The sequence below is a fragment of the Streptomyces sp. G45 genome, assembly GCF_049542095.1.
Lineage (GTDB): Bacteria > Actinomycetota > Actinomycetes > Streptomycetales > Streptomycetaceae > Streptomyces.
The window spans coordinates 2767033-2785420 of record NZ_JBMUZU010000001.1 but is presented as its reverse complement, the minus strand read 5'-3'; the positions used below and the strand labels follow the sequence as shown (position 1 = coordinate 2785420).

Below are 18388 nucleotides of genomic sequence, written 5' to 3'. Positions count from 1 at the left end.
CCCCCGGGCCGAGCACCGGCGAGGGTCCACAGACGGGCCGGATAGCATCTGGCCCCGATGGACACCGAAGCGCAGCACGCGGAGCGCGACCGCTCCTCCCGCCCCTCCGACTCCGACCCCGCTCCCACGCGGGAGCCGGACTCCGAGGGCACGGAGGAGCGGTCGCGCTCCGTTTTCGCGTCCTTCGTGGCGTGGCTTCCCGGCGGTCGCCTCACCCTGAGCGCCCTGCTGACCGCCGCCGTGCTGCTGCTCGTCAGCACCTTCGTCGTACAGCCGTACGAGATCCCGAGCGGCTCCATGGAGCCCACGCTCCGCGTCGGTGACCGCGTCCTGGTGAACAAGTTGGCGTACCGTTTCGGGTCACAGCCGCGCCGGGGCGACGCGATCGTCTTCGACGGAAGCGGGTACTTCGGAGACGCCGACTATGTGAAGCGGGTCGCGGGCGTCGGCGGGGACCGCGTGGTCTGCTGCGACAAGCGGGGGAGGATCAAGGTGAACGGCGTCTCCGTGGACGAGCCGTACCTGTACCCCGGGGACGCCCCCTCCACCGTGCGGTTCGACGTCGTGGTGCCCGACGGTCACCTCTTCGTCCTCGGCGACCACCGCAGCGAATCCAGCGACTCCCGCGACCACCTGGGCTCGCCCGGCGGCGGCATGATCCCCGTGGACGACGTCATCGGCCGGGTGGAGTGGATCGCCTGGCCGTTCGGCCGCTGGACGTCCCTGGAGCGCCCCGACGTGTACGCGCGCGTCCCCGGGCCGGGCGGCGGGCATGGGTAGCCGCGGGCGAGCCAAACCCACCCACGGGGCCGACACCGGACTGCCCACCGGCACCCGGCCCACCACGGGGCCCGCGCTGCCCGGCCGGGCCGAGCGCCGCAAGCTCGCCAAGAAGGTCAAGCGCCGCAGGCGCCGCTCCGCGATCAAGGAGATACCTCTCCTCATAGGCGTCGCCCTGCTCATAGCCCTGGTCCTGAAGACCTTCCTGGTGCAGGCCTTCGTGATCCCCACGGGCTCCATGGAGCAGACCATCCGCGTCGGCGACCGCGTCCTGGTGGACAAGCTCACCCCGTGGTTCGGCAACAAGCCCGAGCGCGGCGACGTCGTCGTCTTCAAGGACCCCGGCAACTGGCTGGAGGAGGAGCGGGGCACGAAGAAGGACGACCCCGTCGTCATCAAGCAGATCAAGCAGGGCCTGGCCTTCATCGGGCTGCTTCCCTCCGACGGCGAACGTGACCTGATCAAGCGCGTCGTCGGCGTCGGCGGCGACACCGTGAAGTGCTGTGACAAGAACGACAGGGTGACCGTCAACGGCGTCCCGCTGAACGAGCCGTACATCCACCCCGGAGACAAGCCCTCCGCCTTCGACTTCGAGGTGAAGGTCCCCCGGGGCGGCTCTTCGTCATGGGGGACCACCGGTCGAACTCCGCCGACTCCCGCTTCCACCGCAACGAGAAGTTCAGCGGCACGGTCTCCGAGGACTCGGTGGTGGGCCGCGCCCTCGTCATCGCCTGGCCGCTCGGTCACTGGCGCGAACTGGAGGCGCCCGACACGTACGCGTCGGTGGCCGACGCGCCCGCCGGGTCGGTCGCGTCCACAGGTACGTCGCATAGGGTGGCCCCTGGCGATCGCAATGGAATGACCGGGCTCCCGACCCCTGCGGAACTCCCGCTCGTTATGGGAGTGGTGGGCCTGCATCGCGCACGGGGCAGGCAGCGGCACGGACTGAGGAGTGGATGTGGGGGATGTGGCGGTCGGCGCACGATCCGGACACGATGGGCCCGAGGAGCCGCCGAGGCGCTCCGAAGAGCCGCCCCCCGCACCCGCGGCGGACGGGGTGAGCGCGGCGGCTGACACGGCGTCCGGGGCGACCGGGGGCGGCAAGACCCCCCTGGGGCTCCCGGGGTGCCGGGTGCGGCCCCGGTGCCGGAGGACGAGCGGCGCGCTCCGCGGGAGGCGGGCGGCGAGCCGCCCGAGCCGCCGAAGCCCGCCAAGGGCAAGAAGCCCAAGTCCTTCTGGAAGGAGCTGCCGCTCCTCGTCGGCATCGCGCTGATCCTGGCCCTGATCATCAAGACCTTCCTGGTCCAGGCCTTCTCGATCCCGTCCGACTCGATGCAGAACACGCTCCAGAAGGGCGACCGCGTCCTGGTGGACAAGCTCACGCCGTGGTTCGGGTCCAAGCCCGAGCGCGGCGAGGTCGTCGTCTTCAAGGACCCGGGCCACTGGCTGGACGGCGAGCCCACGCCCGACCCGAACGCGGTGCAGAAGGTGCTCGGCTGGATCGGCCTGATGCCGTCCGCCGACGAGAAGGACCTGATCAAGCGCGTCATCGGCGTCGCCGGTGACACCGTGGAGTGCAAGGGCACCGGCCCGCTGAAGGTCAACGGCAAGGCCCTGAACGAGCCGTACGTCTACCCGGGCAACACGCCGTGCACGGACGACGACCAGGGCGGCCAGTTCAAGTTCACCGTCCCCCAGGGCAAGATCTGGGTCATGGGTGACCACCGGCAGAACTCGCTGGACTCCCGCTACCACCAGAACCAGCCGGGCGGCGGCGCCGTCCCCGTGGACAACGTGGTGGGCCGCGCCTTCGTGATCGCCTGGCCGCCCACCCGCTGGGCGACGCTGCCGGTCCCGGACACGTTCGACCAGCCGGGCATCAGCCAGGCGCTGAGCGCGGCACCGGCCGCCCTCGGCCTCGCGGGCGCCGTGCCGGTGGTGCTGTGGCGGCGCCGCCGGGCCGCCGTGAGCGCGGAAGCCGCGTCCGGCGCGAGGGTTTCTGGCTGACGTACCGCCGGGTAGTCTGCCGTCCCAGATCGCCGATCTTCCACGGCCCCCGGTGCCGCGGCGCGCCCGCCGACGCCCCGCGCCGGTGCGCCGCCCGGCACGGGGGCCGTGAGGACGTCTCCGAGCCGGGGGAGCCAAGGGATGAGCAGCGCAGGCCGTACCGACGAGGGCCACGGAAGGCTCGGCAGCGTGCTGTCGTCCGCCGCCGTGGCCCTCGGCTGTGTCCTCTTCCTCGGCGGGTTCGTCTGGGGCGCCTTCGTCTACAAGCCGTACACGGTCCCCACCACCTCCATGTCGCCGACCATCGGCGCGGGCGACCGGGTGCTGGCCCAGCGCATCGACGGTGACGACGTGCGCCGCGGGGACGTGGTGGTGTTCCGGCAGAAGTCGTGGGGCGACCTGCCGATGGTGAAGCGGGTCGTGGCCGTCGGCGGCGACAAGGTCGCCTGCTGCACGGACGGCGAGCTGACCGTCAACGGCAAGCGGATCGCGGAACCGTATCTGCCCAAGGGCGCGGAGCCGAGCGGCATCCCCGCCACCACCGTGCCCAAGGGCCGCCTCTTCCTGCTCGGCGACGAGCGCAACGGCTCCCTCGACTCCACCGCCCACCTCGACGAGGCGGGCAACGGCTCGGTGCCGCGCCGCGCGGTCGAGGCCCGCGTCGACGCCGTGGCCTGGCCCCTGGACGGCATGCTGGACCGCGCCTCCGGCTTCGACGCCCTGCCGGGCGGCACGTCCGAGCCGGGGCCGCTGCCGCTGCTGGTGGGCGCGGTGGTGGCGGGCATCGTGCTGGTGCTCGGCGGGGCCGCGTACGGGCCGATCGCCCGGCGGGCGCGGCGCGGTGGCGCGGGCGGCGGGCGCCGTGGGGCGACGGAGGCGGCCGGTGTCGGCTGAGGGGGCGCCTGACCACGGTGTACGCACGGAGCCCGGCGAGGCCTCCGCCGACGCGGCGGTGGGCGGGCGACCGCTGCGGAAGGTGGCGCGGGTCGTGCTGCTCGACGGGCGGGACCGGATCCTGCTGATGCACGGCCACGAGCCGGGCGACCCGGCCGACGACTGGTGGTTCACGCCGGGCGGCGGCGTGGAGGGCGACGAGACCCGCGAGCAGGCCGCGCTGCGGGAACTCGCCGAGGAGACCGGCATCACGGACGTCGAGCTGGGTCCGGTGCTGTGGCGGCGGGTGTGCTCGTTCCCGTTCGCGGGGCGGCGCTGGGACCAGGACGAGTGGTACTACCTGGCCCGTACGGAACAGACGGCCACGCGCGCGACGGCCCTCACCGACCTGGAGCGGCGCAGTGTCGCCGGAGCACGTTGGTGGACCTGCCGAGAACTGGCCCGGGCGCATGAGACGGTGTATCCGACCAGACTCGCCGAGCTGCTCCGCAAGCTGCTCGACGAGGGTCCTCCGAACAGACCGGTGACCCTGGACACGGAAATCGTGTAGGGGCTCCCGGGGCTGGCGCACAATAGGGGGACGCACGGCTGAAGGGGAACATGCCATGAGCGCCGAGGACCTCGAAAAATACGAGACCGAGATGGAGCTGAAGCTCTACCGGGAGTATCGAGACGTCGTCGGCTTGTTCAAATACGTGATCGAGACCGAGCGCCGTTTCTATCTCACGAACGACTACGAGATGCAGGTGCACTCGGTCCAGGGCGAGGTGTTCTTCGAGGTCTCCATGGCGGACGCATGGGTGTGGGACATGTACCGCCCGGCGCGGTTCGTCAAGCAGGTGCGCGTACTGACGTTCAAGGACGTGAACATCGAGGAGCTCAACAAGAGCGATCTCGAACTGCCGGGCGGCTGAGTTCGCACGGCCGTCCGACCGGGCTCGCCCGTGAGGGTCGGGGATGCCGCCGGGTCGTTCACGCTCACGGGTGAGCGAGTTATCCACATCGGCTGAGCGGTCCACCAAGATCCACAAGGTTCGGCCCGCCTCGCGACCGTTGGTGTCGGAGGTGGTGCCGACATGAACGCACGAGAAGCACTCGGCAAGTACGGCGAGGAGCTGGCCGCACGGCGGCTGGCCGAGGCCGGTATGACGGTCCTGGAGCGCAACTGGCGCGGTGGCAGGGCGGGCGAGATCGACATCGTCGCCCTGGACGGCGACGCGCTGGTCGTCTGCGAGGTGAAGACCCGCAGGCAGTCGTCCTTCGAGCATCCGATGGCGGGCGTCACGCCCGCCAAGGCCCGACGGCTGCGCGGCCTCGCGGACCGCTGGCTCCAGGAGCACGGAGGTGCCCCGCCGGGCGGCGTGCGCATCGACCTGGTGGGCGTCCTGCTGCCCGAGCGTGGCGCGCCCGTGGTGGAGCACGCGCGGGGGGTGGCCTGATGGGATTCGCGCGTACGTGTTCGGTGGCGCTGGTCGGCGTCGAGGGCGTCGTCGTCGAGGTGCAGGCCGACCTGGAGCCGGGCGTCGCGGCGTTCACCCTGGTCGGACTGCCCGACAAGAGCCTCACGGAGAGCCGTGACCGGGTCAGGGCGGCCGTGGTCAACTCGGGCGGGGAGTGGCCCCAGAAGAAGCTCACGGTGGGGCTGAGCCCCGCGTCCGTGCCCAAGGGCGGCAGCGGCTTCGACCTCGCCGTGGCCTGCGCGGTCCTCGGCGCCGCGGAGCGGATCGACCCCCGGGTCCTGGCCGACATCGTGATGATCGGCGAGCTGGGGCTCGACGGCCGGGTGCGCCCCGTGCGGGGCGTGCTCCCCGCCGTGCTCGCGGCGGCGGACGCGGGGTACGAGCAGGTGGTGGTGCCGGAGTGCACGGCTGCGGAGGCCGCGCTCGTGCCCGGCGTCTCCGTCCTCGGCGTGCGCAGCCTGCGCCAGCTCATCGCCGTGCTCGCCGACGAGCCGGTCCCGCACGAGGAGCCGGACCACGCCGGGCGCCCGGACCCGCTGATGGCGGGCCTCAGCCTGCCCGGCGGCGGGCTCGACGTCTGCACCGGCGGCCTCGGAGCGGCGGACGGCGACCACGGGCACGACCTGGCGGACGTCGTGGGCCAGCGCTCGGCGCGCACGGCCATGGAGGTGGCCGCCGCCGGAGGACACCACGTCTTCCTCCAAGGGGCGCCCGGCGCGGGCAAGACCATGCTCGCGGAGCGGCTGCCCGCCATCCTGCCCCGGCTGACCAGGGCGGAGTCCCTGGAGGTGACGGCCGTCCACTCGGTCGCGGGCCTGCTGCCGCAGGGCAAGCCCCTGGTGGACATCCCCCCGTTCTGCGCGCCGCACCACTCGTCGAGCATGCAGGCCCTGGTCGGCGGCGGAAAGGGAATCGCCCGCCCCGGAGCGGTGTCCCTGGCGCACCGCGGCGTGCTCTTCCTGGACGAGGCCCCGGAGTTCAGCAGCCACGCCCTGGACGCGCTCCGGCAGCCGCTGGAGTCGGGGCACGTGGTCATCGCCCGCAGCGCGGGCGTGGTGCGGCTGCCGTCCAAGTTCCTGATGCTCCTCGCCGCCAACCCCTGCCCGTGCGGCCGCTTCAGCCTCACCGGCGACGCCTGCGACTGCTCGCCCGCGAGCGTCCGGCGGTACCAGGCCAGGCTGTCCGGCCCGCTCCTGGACCGCGTGGACCTGCGGGTCGAAGTGGAGCCGGTGACCCGTGCCGAGCTGACGGCGCAGGGCGCGCGGGGCGAGTCCACCCGCGTGGTGGCGGACCGGGTGCGGGCCGCCCGGGACCGAGCGGCCGCCCGCTTCGCCGACACCCCCTGGCGCACCAACTGCGACGTGCCCGGCCATGAGCTGCGCACCCGCTGGCGCCCGCTGCCCGGCGCCATGACGGCGGCGGAGCTGAGCCTGGAGCGGGGCCTGCTCACCGCCCGGGGCCTGGACCGGGTGCTGCGCGTCGCCTGGACCGTCGCGGACCTGGCAGGTCACGACCGCCCGGACGAAACGGACGTGGCCCTGGCCCTCCAGCTCCGCACGGGCGTGCCGCGCGGGGTGCCCATGGTGGTGGGGGCGCAGCCATGAGCGAGGACCTCGGGCGTGATCGGGGCGCCGGCGGCGTGGGGGACGAGGGCTTCGGCGAGGGGGCGACGGCGGCGGGCCCGGGGGCGCCGTGCGACCGGGGCGATGAGCGGCTCGCGCGGGTCGCGTTGACGCGGGTGCTGGAGCCGGGGGACGCCGTGGGCGGGCGGTGGCTGCGGGAGTGGGGAGCCGTGGCGGTGCTGCGGCGGCTGGTCGACGGGCAGCGGATGCTGCCGGGGGTGAGCCCCAAGCGGTGGGAGGGGCTGCGGACGCGGGCCGGGCGGGTGCGGGCGGAGCGGGACCTGGAGGTCGCGGCCGAGGCGGGGGCACGGTTCGTGACGCCGGACGACACCGAGTGGCCCGCGCAGCTGGACGACCTGGGGGACGCCCGGCCTCTCGGGCTCTGGGTGCGCGGGCGGCCCTCCCTGCGGATCTGGGCGCTGCGCTCGGTGGCCGTGGTGGGCGCCCGGGCGTGCACGGAGTACGGAGCGCACATGGCGGCCGCCCTCGGCGCGGGCCTCGCCGAGCGCGGGTGGGTGGTGGTGTCGGGCGGCGCCTACGGGGTGGATGGCGCCGCGCACCGGGGTGCCCTGAGCGCGGGCGGCGCCACCGTCGCGGTGCTGGCCTGCGGGATCGACCGGCCCTACCCTCGCGGACACACCCAGTTGATCGGCCGCATCGCGGAACAGGGGCTCGTGGTGGGTGAGTTGCCGCCCGGTGACCACCCGACGCCCAGCCGGTTCATCCAGCGGAACAGGGTCATCGCCGCCCTCACCCGGGGCACGGTCGTCGTGGAGGCGGCCTACCGCAGTGGCGCCCTGGTCACGGCACGCGGCGCGCAGGACCTCGGGCGGTTCACGATGGGCGTGCCGGGACCCGCCACCAGCCGCCTCTCGGCAGGGGTGCACGAACTCCTGCGCGCGGACGGCGTGCTGGTCACGGACGCGGCCGAAGTCATCGAGCTGGTCGGGGACATGGGGCAGCTGGCCCCGCCGCGGCGCGGGCCCGTCGTGCCGCGCGACCTGCTCGACCCCGGTGCCGCCCGCGTCCTCGCCGCGCTGCCCGGCCGCGGCGGCGCCACCGCGGCGGAGGTCGCCGTGGAGGCGGGGACCAGCGTGGACGACGCCATCGGTCGGCTGTACGAGCTGCGCTCCTTGGGGTTCGTCGAACGTCACGGCGACGGCTGGCAGTTGACACGCCAGGCAATCGCGTCCGACTTTCCGACGGGGGGTGAGCCGTGACGGCGCCTGTTCCGCCGGATGGATGACGCGGCGGCCGTACCCCTGACGGCCTGCGGAAACCGTGCAGTTGGCGCCGGGTGTCCAGGACGTGGCGCAAGGGTTACGGCACCGGCGGGCGTCAAGCGGAACGTATCTGCGTACGCGTGATCCCCTACTCTTCGCTCACTGCGACGCTTCAGTCACGCTACGCTCGCAACGAATCCGGTGCAGACAGGCAATCAGACGGACAACCTCATTCACTTCACGCAAACCCACAACCGCACTAGTTCCGGCAACCTCCCAGGTTCACGGCAGAACGGCTCAAGGCAACGCATGCCCCAGCACACCTCCGGGTCCGACCGGGCGGCAGTTCCCCCGCCGCCCGTAGCGGCGAGCGGGAGCGGCCCTCCGCGCCCTCGTCGCTGGACGAGCTGTGGCGGTCGTACAAGGCGACGGGTGACGGACGGCTGCGCGAGCAGCTGATCCTGCACTACTCGCCGCTGGTGAAGTACGTCGCGGGCCGCGTCAGCGTGGGCCTGCCGCCCAACGTCGAGCAGGCGGACTTCGTGTCGTCGGGCGTGTTCGGGCTGATCGACGCGATCGAGAAGTTCGACATCGAGCGGTCGATCAAGTTCGAGACGTACGCGATCACCCGGATCCGCGGCGCGATGATCGACGAGCTGCGCGCGCTCGACTGGATCCCCCGCTCGGTGCGACAGAAGGCACGCAACGTCGAGCGGGCCTACGCGACGCTTGAGGCGCGGCTCAGACGGACGCCGTCGGAGGGCGAGGTGGCCGCCGAGATGGGCATCGCGGTGGAGGAACTGCATGCCGTGTTCAGCCAGTTGTCCCTGGCCAACGTCGTCGCCCTGGAGGAGTTGCTGCACGTCGGCGGCGAGGGCGGCGACCGGCTGAGCCTGATGGACACCCTGGAGGACACCGCCGCGGACAACCCCGTGGAGGTGGCCGAGGACCGCGAGCTGCGGCGGCTCCTCGCCCGCGCCATCAACACGCTGCCGGAACGCGAGAAGACCGTGGTGACGCTGTACTACTACGAGGGGCTCACGCTCGCCGAGATCGGCAACGTGCTCGGGGTGACCGAGAGCCGGGTGAGCCAGATCCACACCAAGTCGGTGCTCCAGCTGCGGGCCAAGCTGGCCAGCTTCGGGCGCTGATCGCACCGAGCCGCCCCCCCGCCCCGGGCGGCTTCGGGCGGGCCCCTGGGCGGCCCTCGGACGGATGCGCGCGCCAGGCGCCGCCCCTGCCAGGCGGAGCGCCCGCTTGGCGGGCTCCCCTGGCGGGGGCGGCGTCCGTAAAGTGGGAGCGTGCCAAGGATTCGAGCGGCCTCTGTGGCCGAGCACCGGTCGATGCAGCGCGGCGCCCTGCTGGACGCCGCGCGCACCCTGCTGTCCGAAGGCGGGACGGAAGCGCTGACGTTCCCCGCGCTGGCCGAGCGCACCGGGCTCGCGCGGTCCTCCGTCTACGAGTACTTCCGCTCGCGCGCGGCCGTCGTCGAGGAGCTCTGCGAGGTCGACTTCCCCGTCTGGGCGGCGGAGGTCGAGGCGGCCATGGAGCGGGCCGCGACGCCCGAGGCGCAGGTCGAGGCCTATGTGCGGCAGCAGCTCGCGCTGGTGGGGGACCGTCGGCACCGGGCCGTGGTGGCGATCTCCGCGAGTGAGCTGGACGCCGGGGCCCGGGAGAAGATCCGGGCGGCGCACGGCGGCCTCGTGGCCATGATCGTGGAGGCCTTGGAGGGGCTGGGGCACGAGCAGCCGCGGCTGGCCGCGATGCTGCTCCAGGGGATCGTGGACGCCGCGGTGCGGCGGATCGAGCTGGGGGTGGCCGAGGAGCCGGAGGCCATCACGGAGGCGGCGGTGGCGATGGCCCTCGGGGGCGTCCGAGGCTGAGCCCCCGGCCCCGCCCCGCCTCGCCCTGTCTCGCCCCGTCCGGCCCCGCCCCGCCCTGCCTCGCCCTGTCCGGCCCCGTTCCGCCTCGCCCGCTCCGGCGTGGCTGGGGACGCCCCTCACGGCCCCCGACCAGGGGCACCCCCACCCGCGCCCTCCAGAGGCGTCGACCCCGCAGCCCCAGGGGGCACCACCCCCGCGGCTCCCCAAGGGGCACCCCCGGCGGCCCGCACCGGCAGCAGCCGGGACGGCCCCCCGTTCAGAAGCCACGGCGGCAGCAGGGCCAGTGGGTTCAGATAGGTGTCCGCTCTGCGCAGGCCCCAGTGCAGGCAGGGGGCGGGGCAGTGGCGGCGGGCGGTGGGGTCCAGGGTGCCGAGGGGGTCGCCCGCCCGGACCCGGGTGCCCTTCTCCACCGCCGGGCGGAGCGGTTCGTACGTCGTGCGCAGGGGCGGGGAGCCGGTGCCGGGCAGCTCCACCGAGACCACGCCCCGGCCCGCCACCCGGCCCGCGAAGGACACCCGGCCCCCGGCCGCCGCCCGCACCGGGGCGCCCGGCGCGGCCGCAAGGTCCACGCCACGGTGGCCGGGGCCGTACGCCGACGCCGGGGGCTCCCAGCCCCGCAGGACCACCGGGCGCGACCCCACCGGACCCACCGGACCCACCGGCCAGGCGCCGCCCACCGCGGGCACCGGCGGCGGGGCGGGCCCCACCGCCGCCCCCACCGGACCGATCGGCACCGCGCCCGCCAGGAGCAGCACCGCCAGGAGCAGAGCCGTCGCCGCCACCGCGCGCCCCGGCCACCCCCAGCGGCCCAAGCGCCCCAAGCGGCCCAAGCGCCCAAGGCGCCCAAGGCGCTCCCGGCCCCGCACGTTCCCCGGACCACCCCCGCGCGCACCGCGCGTCACACTCGTACACGTCATGCGACAAACCGTCCCGCGTCGCCCCCGTTCCGCGTGGATCATGGCCGGGAACTGTGGACTACCAGCCGGTTGTGGACAGCGGCGTCACCCGCTGCCTCGCGGGTCCCGTACACTTCATGTGGCGATCCGGGTCACCGGGTCGACTTCGCACGCCCCGCACCGGGCTCTCGCAGCCGACGGTGTCAGCGCCTTTCGGTCCCGCACGCGAGTGCGTGGCACGGCGCTAGGCCGGGCGTCAGGAAACAACCGAGAAAACACCAAGGAGTACGGCCATGGCCGTCGTCACGATGCGGGAGCTGCTGGAGAGCGGCGTCCACTTCGGTCACCAGACCCGCCGTTGGAACCCGAAGATGAAGCGCTTCATCTTCACCGAGCGCAACGGCATCTACATCATCGACCTGCTCCAGTCGCTGTCGTACATCGACCGCGCCTACGAGTTCGTCAAGGAGACCGTCGCCCACGGCGGCACGGTCATGTTCGTCGGCACGAAGAAGCAGGCGCAGGAGGCCATCGCCGAGCAGGCCACCCGCGTCGGCATGCCCTACGTCAACCAGCGCTGGCTGGGCGGCATGCTCACCAACTTCTCGACCGTCTACAAGCGCCTGCAGCGCCTCAAGGAGCTTGAGGCCATCGACTTCGAGGACGTGGCCGCCTCCGGCCTCACCAAGAAGGAGCTGCTGGTCCTCTCCCGCGAGAAGGCCAAGCTGGAGAAGACCCTCGGCGGTATCCGCGAGATGCAGAAGGTGCCCAGCGCCGTCTGGATCGTGGACACCAAGAAGGAGCACATCGCGGTCGGCGAGGCCCGGAAGCTCAACATCCCGGTCGTCGCCATCCTCGACACCAACTGCGACCCCGACGAGGTCGACTACAAGATCCCGGGCAACGACGACGCGATCCGCTCCGTCACCCTGCTCACCCGCGTGATCGCCGACGCCGTCGCCGAGGGCCTCATCGCCCGCTCCGGCGTGGCCGCCGGTGACGCGAAGCCGGGCGAGAAGGCCGCTGGCGAGCCGCTCGCCGAGTGGGAGCGCGACCTGCTCGAGGGCGAGAAGAAGGCGGACGCCGAGAAGGCCGACGCCGAGGCCCCCAAGGCCGAGGAGAAGGCCGCCGAGGCTCCGGCCGCGGACGCCGAGCAGGCCTGACGCGCCAGCCCGGGCAGCACCTGCTGCTGACGGCGGGGGCCCGCGCCACACGCGCGGCCCCCGCCGTTCACCCGTAGATCTTCGACTGCGAGAAAGACTTCCGAGAATCATGGCGAACTACACCGCCGCTGACGTCAAGAAGCTCCGTGAGCTCACGGGCGCCGGCATGATGGACTGCAAGAAGGCGCTCGACGAGGCCGACGGCAACGTCGACAAGGCCGTCGAGGCGCTGCGCATCAAGGGCCAGAAGGGCGTCGCCAAGCGCGAGGGCCGCTCCGCCGAGAACGGCGCGATCGTCTCCCTGATCGCCGACGACAACACCACCGGTGTCATCGTCGAGCTGAAGTGCGAGACGGACTTCGTCGCCAAGGGCGAGAAGTTCCAGGCCGTCGCGGCCGCCATCGCCGCGCACGTCGCCAAGACCAGCCCGGCCGACATCGAGGCGCTGCTCGCCTCCGAGATCGAGCCCGGCAAGACCGTCCAGGCGTTCGTCGACGAGGCCAACGCCAACCTCGGCGAGAAGATCGTCCTGGACCGCTTCGCGCAGTTCTCCGACGGCTATGTGACCGCGTACATGCACCGCACCATGCCCGACCTGCCCCCGCAGATCGGTGTCCTGGTCGAGCTGGACAAGCCGAACGCCGAGGTCGCCAAGGGCGTCGCCCAGCACATCGCCGCCTTCGCCCCGAAGTACCTCTCCAAGGACGACGTCCCGGCCGAGGTCGTCGAGGCCGAGCGCCGCGTCGCCGAGGAGACCACCCGCGCCGAGGGCAAGCCCGAGGCCGCCCTGCCGAAGATCGTCGAGGGTCGCCTCAACGGCTTCTTCAAGGACGCCACCCTTCTGGGCCAGCCGTACGCGCTCGACAACAAGAAGTCCGTCGAGAAGGTCCTCCAGGAGGCCGGTGTCACCCTGAAGCGCTTCTCGCGCATCAAGGTCGGCATCTGAGTCCGTCCCACGATCGCCGGTAGACCCCGCTAGGGTCGACCGCGGTCGACGCGTACCGACCGATGTACGCGACCGCTGCGCGCACGCGCACGCGACGGACGACCGCAAGATCTGACGAGGAGGCCATTGCCGCGCATGGGATGCACACCACCCCACCGGCAATGGCCTCTTCGTATGTGCACCACAAGGAGAACACCATGACCAAGGCCGACACCAAGAGTGACGACGGCAAAGTGGCCGGGCGCTTCCTGCTGAAGCTGTCCGGCGAGGCGTTCGCCGGAGGCGGCGGACTCGGCGTCGACCCCGACGTGGTGCACAAGATCGCCCGGGAGATCGCGGCCGTCGTGCGCGACGGCGCGCAGATCGCCGTCGTCATCGGCGGCGGCAACTTCTTCCGCGGCGCCGAACTCCAGCAGCGCGGCATGGACCGCGCCCGCTCGGACTACATGGGCATGCTCGGCACGGTCATGAACTGCCTCGCGCTCCAGGACTTCCTGGAGAAGGAGGGCATCGACTGCCGCGTGCAGACCGCCATCACCATGGGGCAGGTCGCCGAGCCGTACATCCCGCTGCGCGCCGTGCGCCACCTGGAGAAGGGCCGCGTCGTGATCTTCGGCGCGGGCATGGGCATGCCGTACTTCTCCACCGACACCACCGCGGCCCAGCGCGCCCTGGAGATCGACGCCGAGGCCCTGCTCATGGGCAAGAACGGCGTCGACGGGGTCTACGACTCCGACCCCAAGGCGAACCCGGACGCGGTGAAGTTCGACTCCCTCGGGTACGGCGAGGTCATCACCCGGGACCTGAAGGTCGCCGATGCCACCGCCATCACCCTGTGCCGGGACAACAAGCTCCCCATCCTCGTCTTCGAACTGCTCGCGGAGGGCAATATCGCCCGGGCGGTCAAGGGTGAGAAGATCGGCACACTCGTCGGCGACCAGGACACCCGCGCCTGAGCCGAGGTCGTTCCTCGCGGAGCGCGAGCCGCGGCGCTCCGGGAGGCTCCGGGAGGCTCTGCGGGGCCCCTGGAGGGCCCTCCGAGGGATGGACAAAGCCCTGCCGGTCGGACACCGTGCAGGAAAGAGACGCGACGCAGCCGGCCGATCCGTGGAAGCCGGGCCCACTCAAGACACGCAGGAGCAAGTGGTGATCGAAGAGACCCTCCTCGAAGCCGAGGAGAAGATGGAGAAGGCCGTCGTGGTCGCCAAGGAGGACTTCGCCGCGATCCGCACCGGCCGTGCGCACCCGGCGATGTTCAACAAGATCGTGGCCGACTACTACGGCGCGCTGACGCCGATCAACCAGCTCGCCTCGTTCTCGGTGCCGGAGCCGCGGATGGCGGTGGTGACCCCGTTCGACAAGACGGCCCTGCGCAACATCGAGCAGGCGATCCGCGACTCCGACCTCGGCGTCAACCCGAGCAACGACGGGAACATCATCCGGGTGACGTTCCCCGAGCTGACCGAGGAGCGCCGCCGCGAGTACATCAAGGTCGCCAAGGGCAAGGCCGAGGACTCGAAGGTGTCGATCCGCTCGGTGCGCCGCAAGGCCAAGGACGCCCTCGACAAGGCGGTCAAGGACGGCGACATCGGCGAGGACGAGGGCCGCCGCGCCGAGAAGGACCTCGACGACCTCACCTCGAAGTACGTCGCCCAGGTCGACGAGCTGCTCAAGCACAAGGAAGCCGAGCTGCTCGAAGTCTGACCCGTCGCGGTCTGCCGAGTCGAGCGACGTCTGAACTAGGCCTGAGGAATCCGATTCCGTGAACGACACTTCCTGGGGGGCGCCGTCCAGAGCCGGGTACTGGGGGGCATCCGACCCGGGACCGGTCCAGGGTGCTGCCCCGGTGGGTCCCGTACGCGATGCGCATGCCCTGAATCCATCAGAGACTCAGCCCATGCCCATCGTTCCCGACGTAGCCGCGAGCGGCGGACACCAGGACGACGACCGGGGGGCTGCTCAGCCGAGCGGCCCCCTGTTCCGTGAGGAGCCCGCACAGCCCCCGCACCAGCCGCAGGAGCCCATGTCCGGCGCACCACAGCCCTCCGCCCCGCAGAAGAAGAGCGCGGGCCGCGACCTGGGGGCGGCCATAGGCGTGGGCGTGGGGCTCGGGGCGGTGATCGTCGCCTCCCTGTTCATCAAGAAGGCGGTGTTCGTCGGCGTCATAGCGGTCGCCGTCGTGGTCGGCCTGTGGGAGCTGACCTCCCGCCTCCAGGAGCGCAAGGCCATCAAGGCGCCGCTGGTGCCGCTCGCGGTGGGCGGCGCGGCGATGGTCGTCGCGGGGTACGTGCGCGGGGCCGAGGGCGCCTGGGTCGCGATGGCGCTCACCGCGCTCGCGGTACTCGTCTGGCGGATGACGGAGCCGCCCGAGGGCTATCTCAAGGACGTCACGGCGGGCGTCTTCGCCGCCTTCTACGTGCCGTTCCTCGCCACCTTCGTGGCGCTGATGCTCACCGCCGACGACGGCCCGCAGCGGGTGCTCACCTTCCTCGTCCTGACCGTGGTCAGCGACACCGGCGCGTACGCGGTCGGCTGGCGCTTCGGCAAGCACAAGCTGGCGCCGCGCATCAGCCCCGGCAAGACCCGCGAGGGCCTGCTCGGGGCGGTGGCGTTCGCCATGGGGGCGGGCGCGCTGTGCATGCACTTCATGATCGACGACGGCCAGTGGTGGCAGGGGCTGCTGCTCGGCCTCGCGGTGGCGGCGAGCGCGACGCTCGGCGACCTCGGCGAGTCCATGATCAAGCGCGACCTCGGCATCAAGGACATGGGCACGCTGCTCCCGGGCCACGGCGGCATCATGGACCGCCTGGACTCGCTGCTGCCCACGGCGCCCGTGGTGTGGCTGCTGCTCGTGGTGTTCGTCGGGTCGGGGTGAGCGCAGCCACTGGTACGAGGTGAGCGCAGCCACTGGTACGAGGCGAGCGCACCCGCTGACCTGCGGTTTCGTTGGTGAGGGGCCCGTTGTCCACAGGCGGCGGGCCTCTCGTCGTATCTCTGGGACAATGGAGTCACCATGCCCAAGCCCGGAGAACTCACTTTCGTCGCCCCCCGCGGAGCCAAGAAGCCGCCGCGGCATCTCGCCGACCTCTCGCCCGCCGAGCGCAAGGAGGCCGTCGCCGCCGTCGGCGAGAAGCCGTTCCGCGCCAAGCAGCTCTCGCAGCACTACTTCGCGCGGTACGCGCACGACCCCGAGCAGTGGACGGACATCCCGGCCGGTGCGCGCGGCAAGCTCCAGGAGGCGCTGCTGCCGGAGCTGATGTCGGTCGTGCGGCACATCAGCTGTGACGACGACACCACCCGCAAGACCCTGTGGCGCCTGTTCGACGGCACGCTCGTCGAGTCCGTCCTGATGCGGTATCCGGACCGGGTGACCATGTGCATCAGCTCCCAGGCGGGCTGCGGCATGAACTGCCCGTTCTGCGCCACCGGCCAGGCGGGCCTGGACCGGAACCTGTCCACGGCCGAGATCGTGCACCAGATCGTGGACGGCATGCGCGCCCTCAGGGACGGCGAGATCCCGGGCGGTCCGGCCCGGCTGAGCAATATCGTCTTCATGGGCATGGGCGAGCCCCTGGCGAACTACAACAGGGTGGTCGGCGCCATCCGCCGCCTCACCGATCCCGAGCCCGACGGCCTCAGCCTTTCGCAGCGCGGCATCACGGTCTCGACGGTCGGGCTGGTGCCCGCCATCCATCGGTTCGCCGACGAGGGCTTCAAGTGCCGCCTGGCGATCTCGCTGCACGCCCCGGACGACGAGCTGCGCGACACCCTGGTGCCGGTCAACACGCGCTGGAAGGTCCGCGAGGTCCTCGACGCCGGATGGGAGTACGCGGCCAAGTCCGGGCGGCGCCTGTCCATCGAGTACGCGCTGATCCGCGACATCAACGACCACGCCTGGCGCGGCGACCGCCTCGGCCGCCTGCTCAAGGGCAAGCCGGTGCACGTCAACCTGATCCCGCTGAACCCCACGCCCGGCTCCAAGTGGACCGCCTCCCGCCCCGAGGACGAGAAGGCGTTCGTGGAGGCCATCGCCGCCCACGGCGTGCCGGTCACGATCCGTGACACCCGTGGCCAGGAGATCGACGGGGCGTGCGGGCAGCTCGCGGCGGCCGAGAGGTAGTCTGGGCGGGCGTACGGACATCTGCGTACACCCGCCTGCGTACGGGCGTCCGCACCGTCCGATGTCCGCACGTACCCGCACGTTCCCATACCCGCACGTTCCGACATCTGCATATTCCGACAGGGGAGCGCCACAGCGCTGAGAGTGCGGCATCCGACACGGGTGGCCGCAGACCCTCTGAACCTCGCCCGGGTCATTCCGGGTAGGAAGTTCGGTCTTCACTCAAGCTGTTGCGCCCTGCCCGGCACCGGATCCACGGTCCCGGGCGGGGCCGCGTCTCTTCCTGGTCCACTCCAGGAGGAATCAACCAGTGAGCATCACCAAGCGGGCCTCGGCCACCGCGGCCGCGGTCGTCGCCGGGCTCGTCGCCGTCAGCGCCTGCGGCTCCGGCGACAGCGGGTCCGGCAAGGACTCCAAGAGCGTCACGCTCGTCACGCACGAGTCGTTCAACGTCTCCAAGGACGTCCTCAGGGCCTTCGAGAAGCGCTCCGGGTACAAGGTCCGCGTCCTCAAGGACGGGGACGCCGGGGCCGCCGTCAACAAGGCGATCCTCTCCAAGGACAACCCGCAGGGCGACGTGTTCTTCGGCGTCGACAACACGCTCCTCTCGCGCGCCCTGGACAACGGGCTGTTCCAGCCGCACGTGGCCAGCGACGCGTCCCTCGTGCTGCCGGAGTACCGGCTGCCCAAGGGCGAGAAGCGCGTGACGCCCGTCGACACCGGCGACATCTGCGTCAACTACGACAAGCAGTACTTCGCCGACAAGAAGCTGGCGCCGCCGAAGACCCTCGACGACCTGATCAAGCCGCAGTACAAGAACCTCCTGGTCACCGAGAACGCGTCGACCTCGTCGCCCGGCCTCGGCTTCCTGCTCGGCACGGCCGCCAAGTACGGCGACGACGGCTGGCAGGACTACTGGAAGAAGCTCAAGGCCAACGGCGTCAAGGTCGTCGACGGCTGGACGCAGGCCTACGACCAGGAGTTCTCCGGTTCGGCGGGCGGAAAGAAGGCCAAGGGCGACAGGCCGCTCGTCGTCTCGTACGCCTCCTCGCCGCCCGTCGAGGTCATCTACGCCAAGAAGAAGCCCAAGGAGGCCCCGACCGGCGTCGCGACCGGCACCTGCTTCCGGCAGATCGAGTACGCGGGCCTGCTCAGCAACGCGGACAACCCCAAGGGCGGCAAGGCACTGCTGGACTTCCTCTCCAGCAAGCGGTTCCAGGACGACATGCCGCTGCAGATGTTCGTGAACCCGGTGCGGGAGGCCGCGCAGGTGCCGAAGGTGTTCCGCGAGTACGGCGTCGAGGTCGACAAGCCCGAGACGATGGACCCGAAGAAGATCGCCGACAACCGTGACGCGTGGGTCAAGACGTGGACCTCGCTCGTACTGAAGTAGC

At 71.9% G+C, this 18388-nt stretch carries 17 protein-coding genes and 2 pseudogenes; 18 read left to right on the top strand and 1 reads right to left on the bottom strand.

The window, feature by feature from the left end; all coding sequences use genetic code 11:
* The first annotated feature begins 57 nt into the window (after positions 1-57).
* The 11 genes and pseudogenes from lepB (ACOBQU_RS10995) (at position 58) to ACOBQU_RS10945 (ending at position 9869) form a co-directional block, all read left to right on the top strand.
* Positions 58-780, top strand: coding sequence for a signal peptidase I (gene lepB, locus ACOBQU_RS10995; protein WP_423626193.1), 723 nt, complete (start codon positions 58-60; stop codon positions 778-780).
* Positions 773-1854: pseudogene (gene lepB, locus ACOBQU_RS10990) on the top strand (signal peptidase I). The gene lepB (ACOBQU_RS10995) and the pseudogene lepB (ACOBQU_RS10990) overlap by 8 nt, the downstream one beginning before the upstream one ends.
* A 69-nt stretch (positions 1855-1923) precedes the next feature.
* The gene (lepB, locus tag ACOBQU_RS10985) at positions 1924-2787 is read left to right on the top strand and encodes a signal peptidase I (protein ID WP_423626191.1); all 864 of its coding nucleotides are present in this window, start codon (positions 1924-1926) and stop codon (positions 2785-2787) included.
* A 141-nt stretch (positions 2788-2928) separates the two neighbouring features.
* Complete coding sequence (lepB, locus tag ACOBQU_RS10980; protein WP_423626189.1) at positions 2929-3681, top strand: signal peptidase I; 753 nt, start codon at positions 2929-2931, stop codon at positions 3679-3681.
* Between the two features lie 58 nt (positions 3682-3739).
* Positions 3740-4231: an NUDIX hydrolase gene (locus tag ACOBQU_RS10975; RefSeq protein ID WP_423634401.1), complete on the top strand. Its 492-nt coding sequence runs from the start codon at positions 3740-3742 to the stop codon at positions 4229-4231.
* A gap of 55 nt (positions 4232-4286) precedes the next feature.
* Complete coding sequence (locus ACOBQU_RS10970; protein WP_003965949.1) at positions 4287-4595, top strand: DUF2469 domain-containing protein; 309 nt, start codon at positions 4287-4289, stop codon at positions 4593-4595.
* Between the two features lie 162 nt (positions 4596-4757).
* Positions 4758-5120 carry a YraN family protein gene (locus ACOBQU_RS10965; protein ID WP_423626188.1) on the top strand — a complete coding sequence of 121 codons (363 nt, stop codon included), beginning with the start codon at positions 4758-4760 and terminating at the stop codon, positions 5118-5120.
* A complete protein-coding gene (locus ACOBQU_RS10960; protein WP_423626187.1) occupies positions 5120-6745 on the top strand; it encodes a YifB family Mg chelatase-like AAA ATPase in 1626 nt (541 codons plus the stop codon). Before ACOBQU_RS10965 ends, ACOBQU_RS10960 begins: the two co-directional genes overlap by 1 nt.
* Positions 6742-7983, top strand: coding sequence for a DNA-processing protein DprA (gene dprA / locus ACOBQU_RS10955; RefSeq protein WP_423626185.1), 1242 nt, complete (start codon positions 6742-6744; stop codon positions 7981-7983). The genes ACOBQU_RS10960 and dprA overlap by 4 nt, the downstream gene beginning before the upstream one ends.
* Positions 7984-8295: 312 nt before the next feature.
* Positions 8296-9137 (top strand): annotated as a pseudogene (whiG, locus tag ACOBQU_RS10950) (RNA polymerase sigma factor WhiG).
* Between the two features lie 174 nt (positions 9138-9311).
* Positions 9312-9869: a TetR/AcrR family transcriptional regulator gene (locus ACOBQU_RS10945; RefSeq protein WP_423634399.1), complete on the top strand. Its 558-nt coding sequence runs from the start codon at positions 9312-9314 to the stop codon at positions 9867-9869.
* 116 nt (positions 9870-9985) lie between these two features.
* Here the strand turns inward: ACOBQU_RS10945 and ACOBQU_RS10940 are convergent, their stop codons facing one another.
* A complete protein-coding gene (locus ACOBQU_RS10940) occupies positions 9986-10651 on the bottom strand; it encodes a murein hydrolase activator EnvC family protein (RefSeq protein ID WP_423626183.1) in 666 nt (221 codons plus the stop codon).
* A gap of 407 nt (positions 10652-11058) precedes the next feature.
* Here ACOBQU_RS10940 and rpsB point away from each other — a divergent pair, with 407 nt between their 5' ends.
* The 7 genes from rpsB to ACOBQU_RS10905 all read left to right on the top strand — a co-directional run bounded on the left by rpsB (position 11059) and on the right by ACOBQU_RS10905 (position 18387).
* On the top strand, positions 11059-11928 hold the full coding sequence (rpsB, locus tag ACOBQU_RS10935) for a 30S ribosomal protein S2 (protein WP_423626181.1): 870 nt from the start codon (positions 11059-11061) through the stop codon (positions 11926-11928).
* A 109-nt stretch (positions 11929-12037) separates the two neighbouring features.
* A complete protein-coding gene (gene tsf, locus ACOBQU_RS10930; protein ID WP_423626179.1) occupies positions 12038-12874 on the top strand; it encodes a translation elongation factor Ts in 837 nt (278 codons plus the stop codon).
* A 197-nt stretch (positions 12875-13071) separates the two neighbouring features.
* Positions 13072-13830, top strand: a complete 759-nt coding sequence (gene pyrH, locus ACOBQU_RS10925) for a UMP kinase (protein ID WP_423626178.1) — start codon at positions 13072-13074, stop codon at positions 13828-13830.
* A gap of 190 nt (positions 13831-14020) precedes the next feature.
* Positions 14021-14578, top strand: coding sequence for a ribosome recycling factor (gene frr, locus ACOBQU_RS10920; protein ID WP_423626176.1), 558 nt, complete (start codon positions 14021-14023; stop codon positions 14576-14578).
* Between the two features lie 58 nt (positions 14579-14636).
* Positions 14637-15749, top strand: a complete 1113-nt coding sequence (locus tag ACOBQU_RS10915; protein ID WP_423626174.1) for a phosphatidate cytidylyltransferase — start codon at positions 14637-14639, stop codon at positions 15747-15749.
* Between the two features lie 138 nt (positions 15750-15887).
* A complete protein-coding gene (gene rlmN, locus ACOBQU_RS10910; RefSeq protein WP_423626172.1) occupies positions 15888-16994 on the top strand; it encodes a 23S rRNA (adenine(2503)-C(2))-methyltransferase RlmN in 1107 nt (368 codons plus the stop codon).
* Between the two features lie 310 nt (positions 16995-17304).
* Positions 17305-18387, top strand: coding sequence for a thiamine ABC transporter substrate-binding protein (locus tag ACOBQU_RS10905; RefSeq protein ID WP_423626171.1), 1083 nt, complete (start codon positions 17305-17307; stop codon positions 18385-18387).
* The last annotated feature ends 1 nt before the right edge of the window (position 18388 follow it).

Coding starts and splice junctions, on each gene's coding strand:
- lepB (WP_423626193.1), top strand. CDS start 58: ATGGACACCGAAGCGCAGCACGCGGAGCGCGACCGCTCCTCCCGCCCC.
- lepB (WP_423626189.1), top strand. CDS start 2,929: ATGAGCAGCGCAGGCCGTACCGACGAGGGCCACGGAAGGCTCGGCAGC.
- ACOBQU_RS10970 (WP_003965949.1), top strand. CDS start 4,287: ATGAGCGCCGAGGACCTCGAAAAATACGAGACCGAGATGGAGCTGAAG.
- ACOBQU_RS10965 (WP_423626188.1), top strand. CDS start 4,758: ATGAACGCACGAGAAGCACTCGGCAAGTACGGCGAGGAGCTGGCCGCA.
- ACOBQU_RS10960 (WP_423626187.1), top strand. CDS start 5,120: ATGGGATTCGCGCGTACGTGTTCGGTGGCGCTGGTCGGCGTCGAGGGC.
- dprA (WP_423626185.1), top strand. CDS start 6,742: ATGAGCGAGGACCTCGGGCGTGATCGGGGCGCCGGCGGCGTGGGGGAC.
- rpsB (WP_423626181.1), top strand. CDS start 11,059: ATGGCCGTCGTCACGATGCGGGAGCTGCTGGAGAGCGGCGTCCACTTC.
- tsf (WP_423626179.1), top strand. CDS start 12,038: ATGGCGAACTACACCGCCGCTGACGTCAAGAAGCTCCGTGAGCTCACG.
- pyrH (WP_423626178.1), top strand. CDS start 13,072: ATGACCAAGGCCGACACCAAGAGTGACGACGGCAAAGTGGCCGGGCGC.
- rlmN (WP_423626172.1), top strand. CDS start 15,888: ATGCCCAAGCCCGGAGAACTCACTTTCGTCGCCCCCCGCGGAGCCAAG.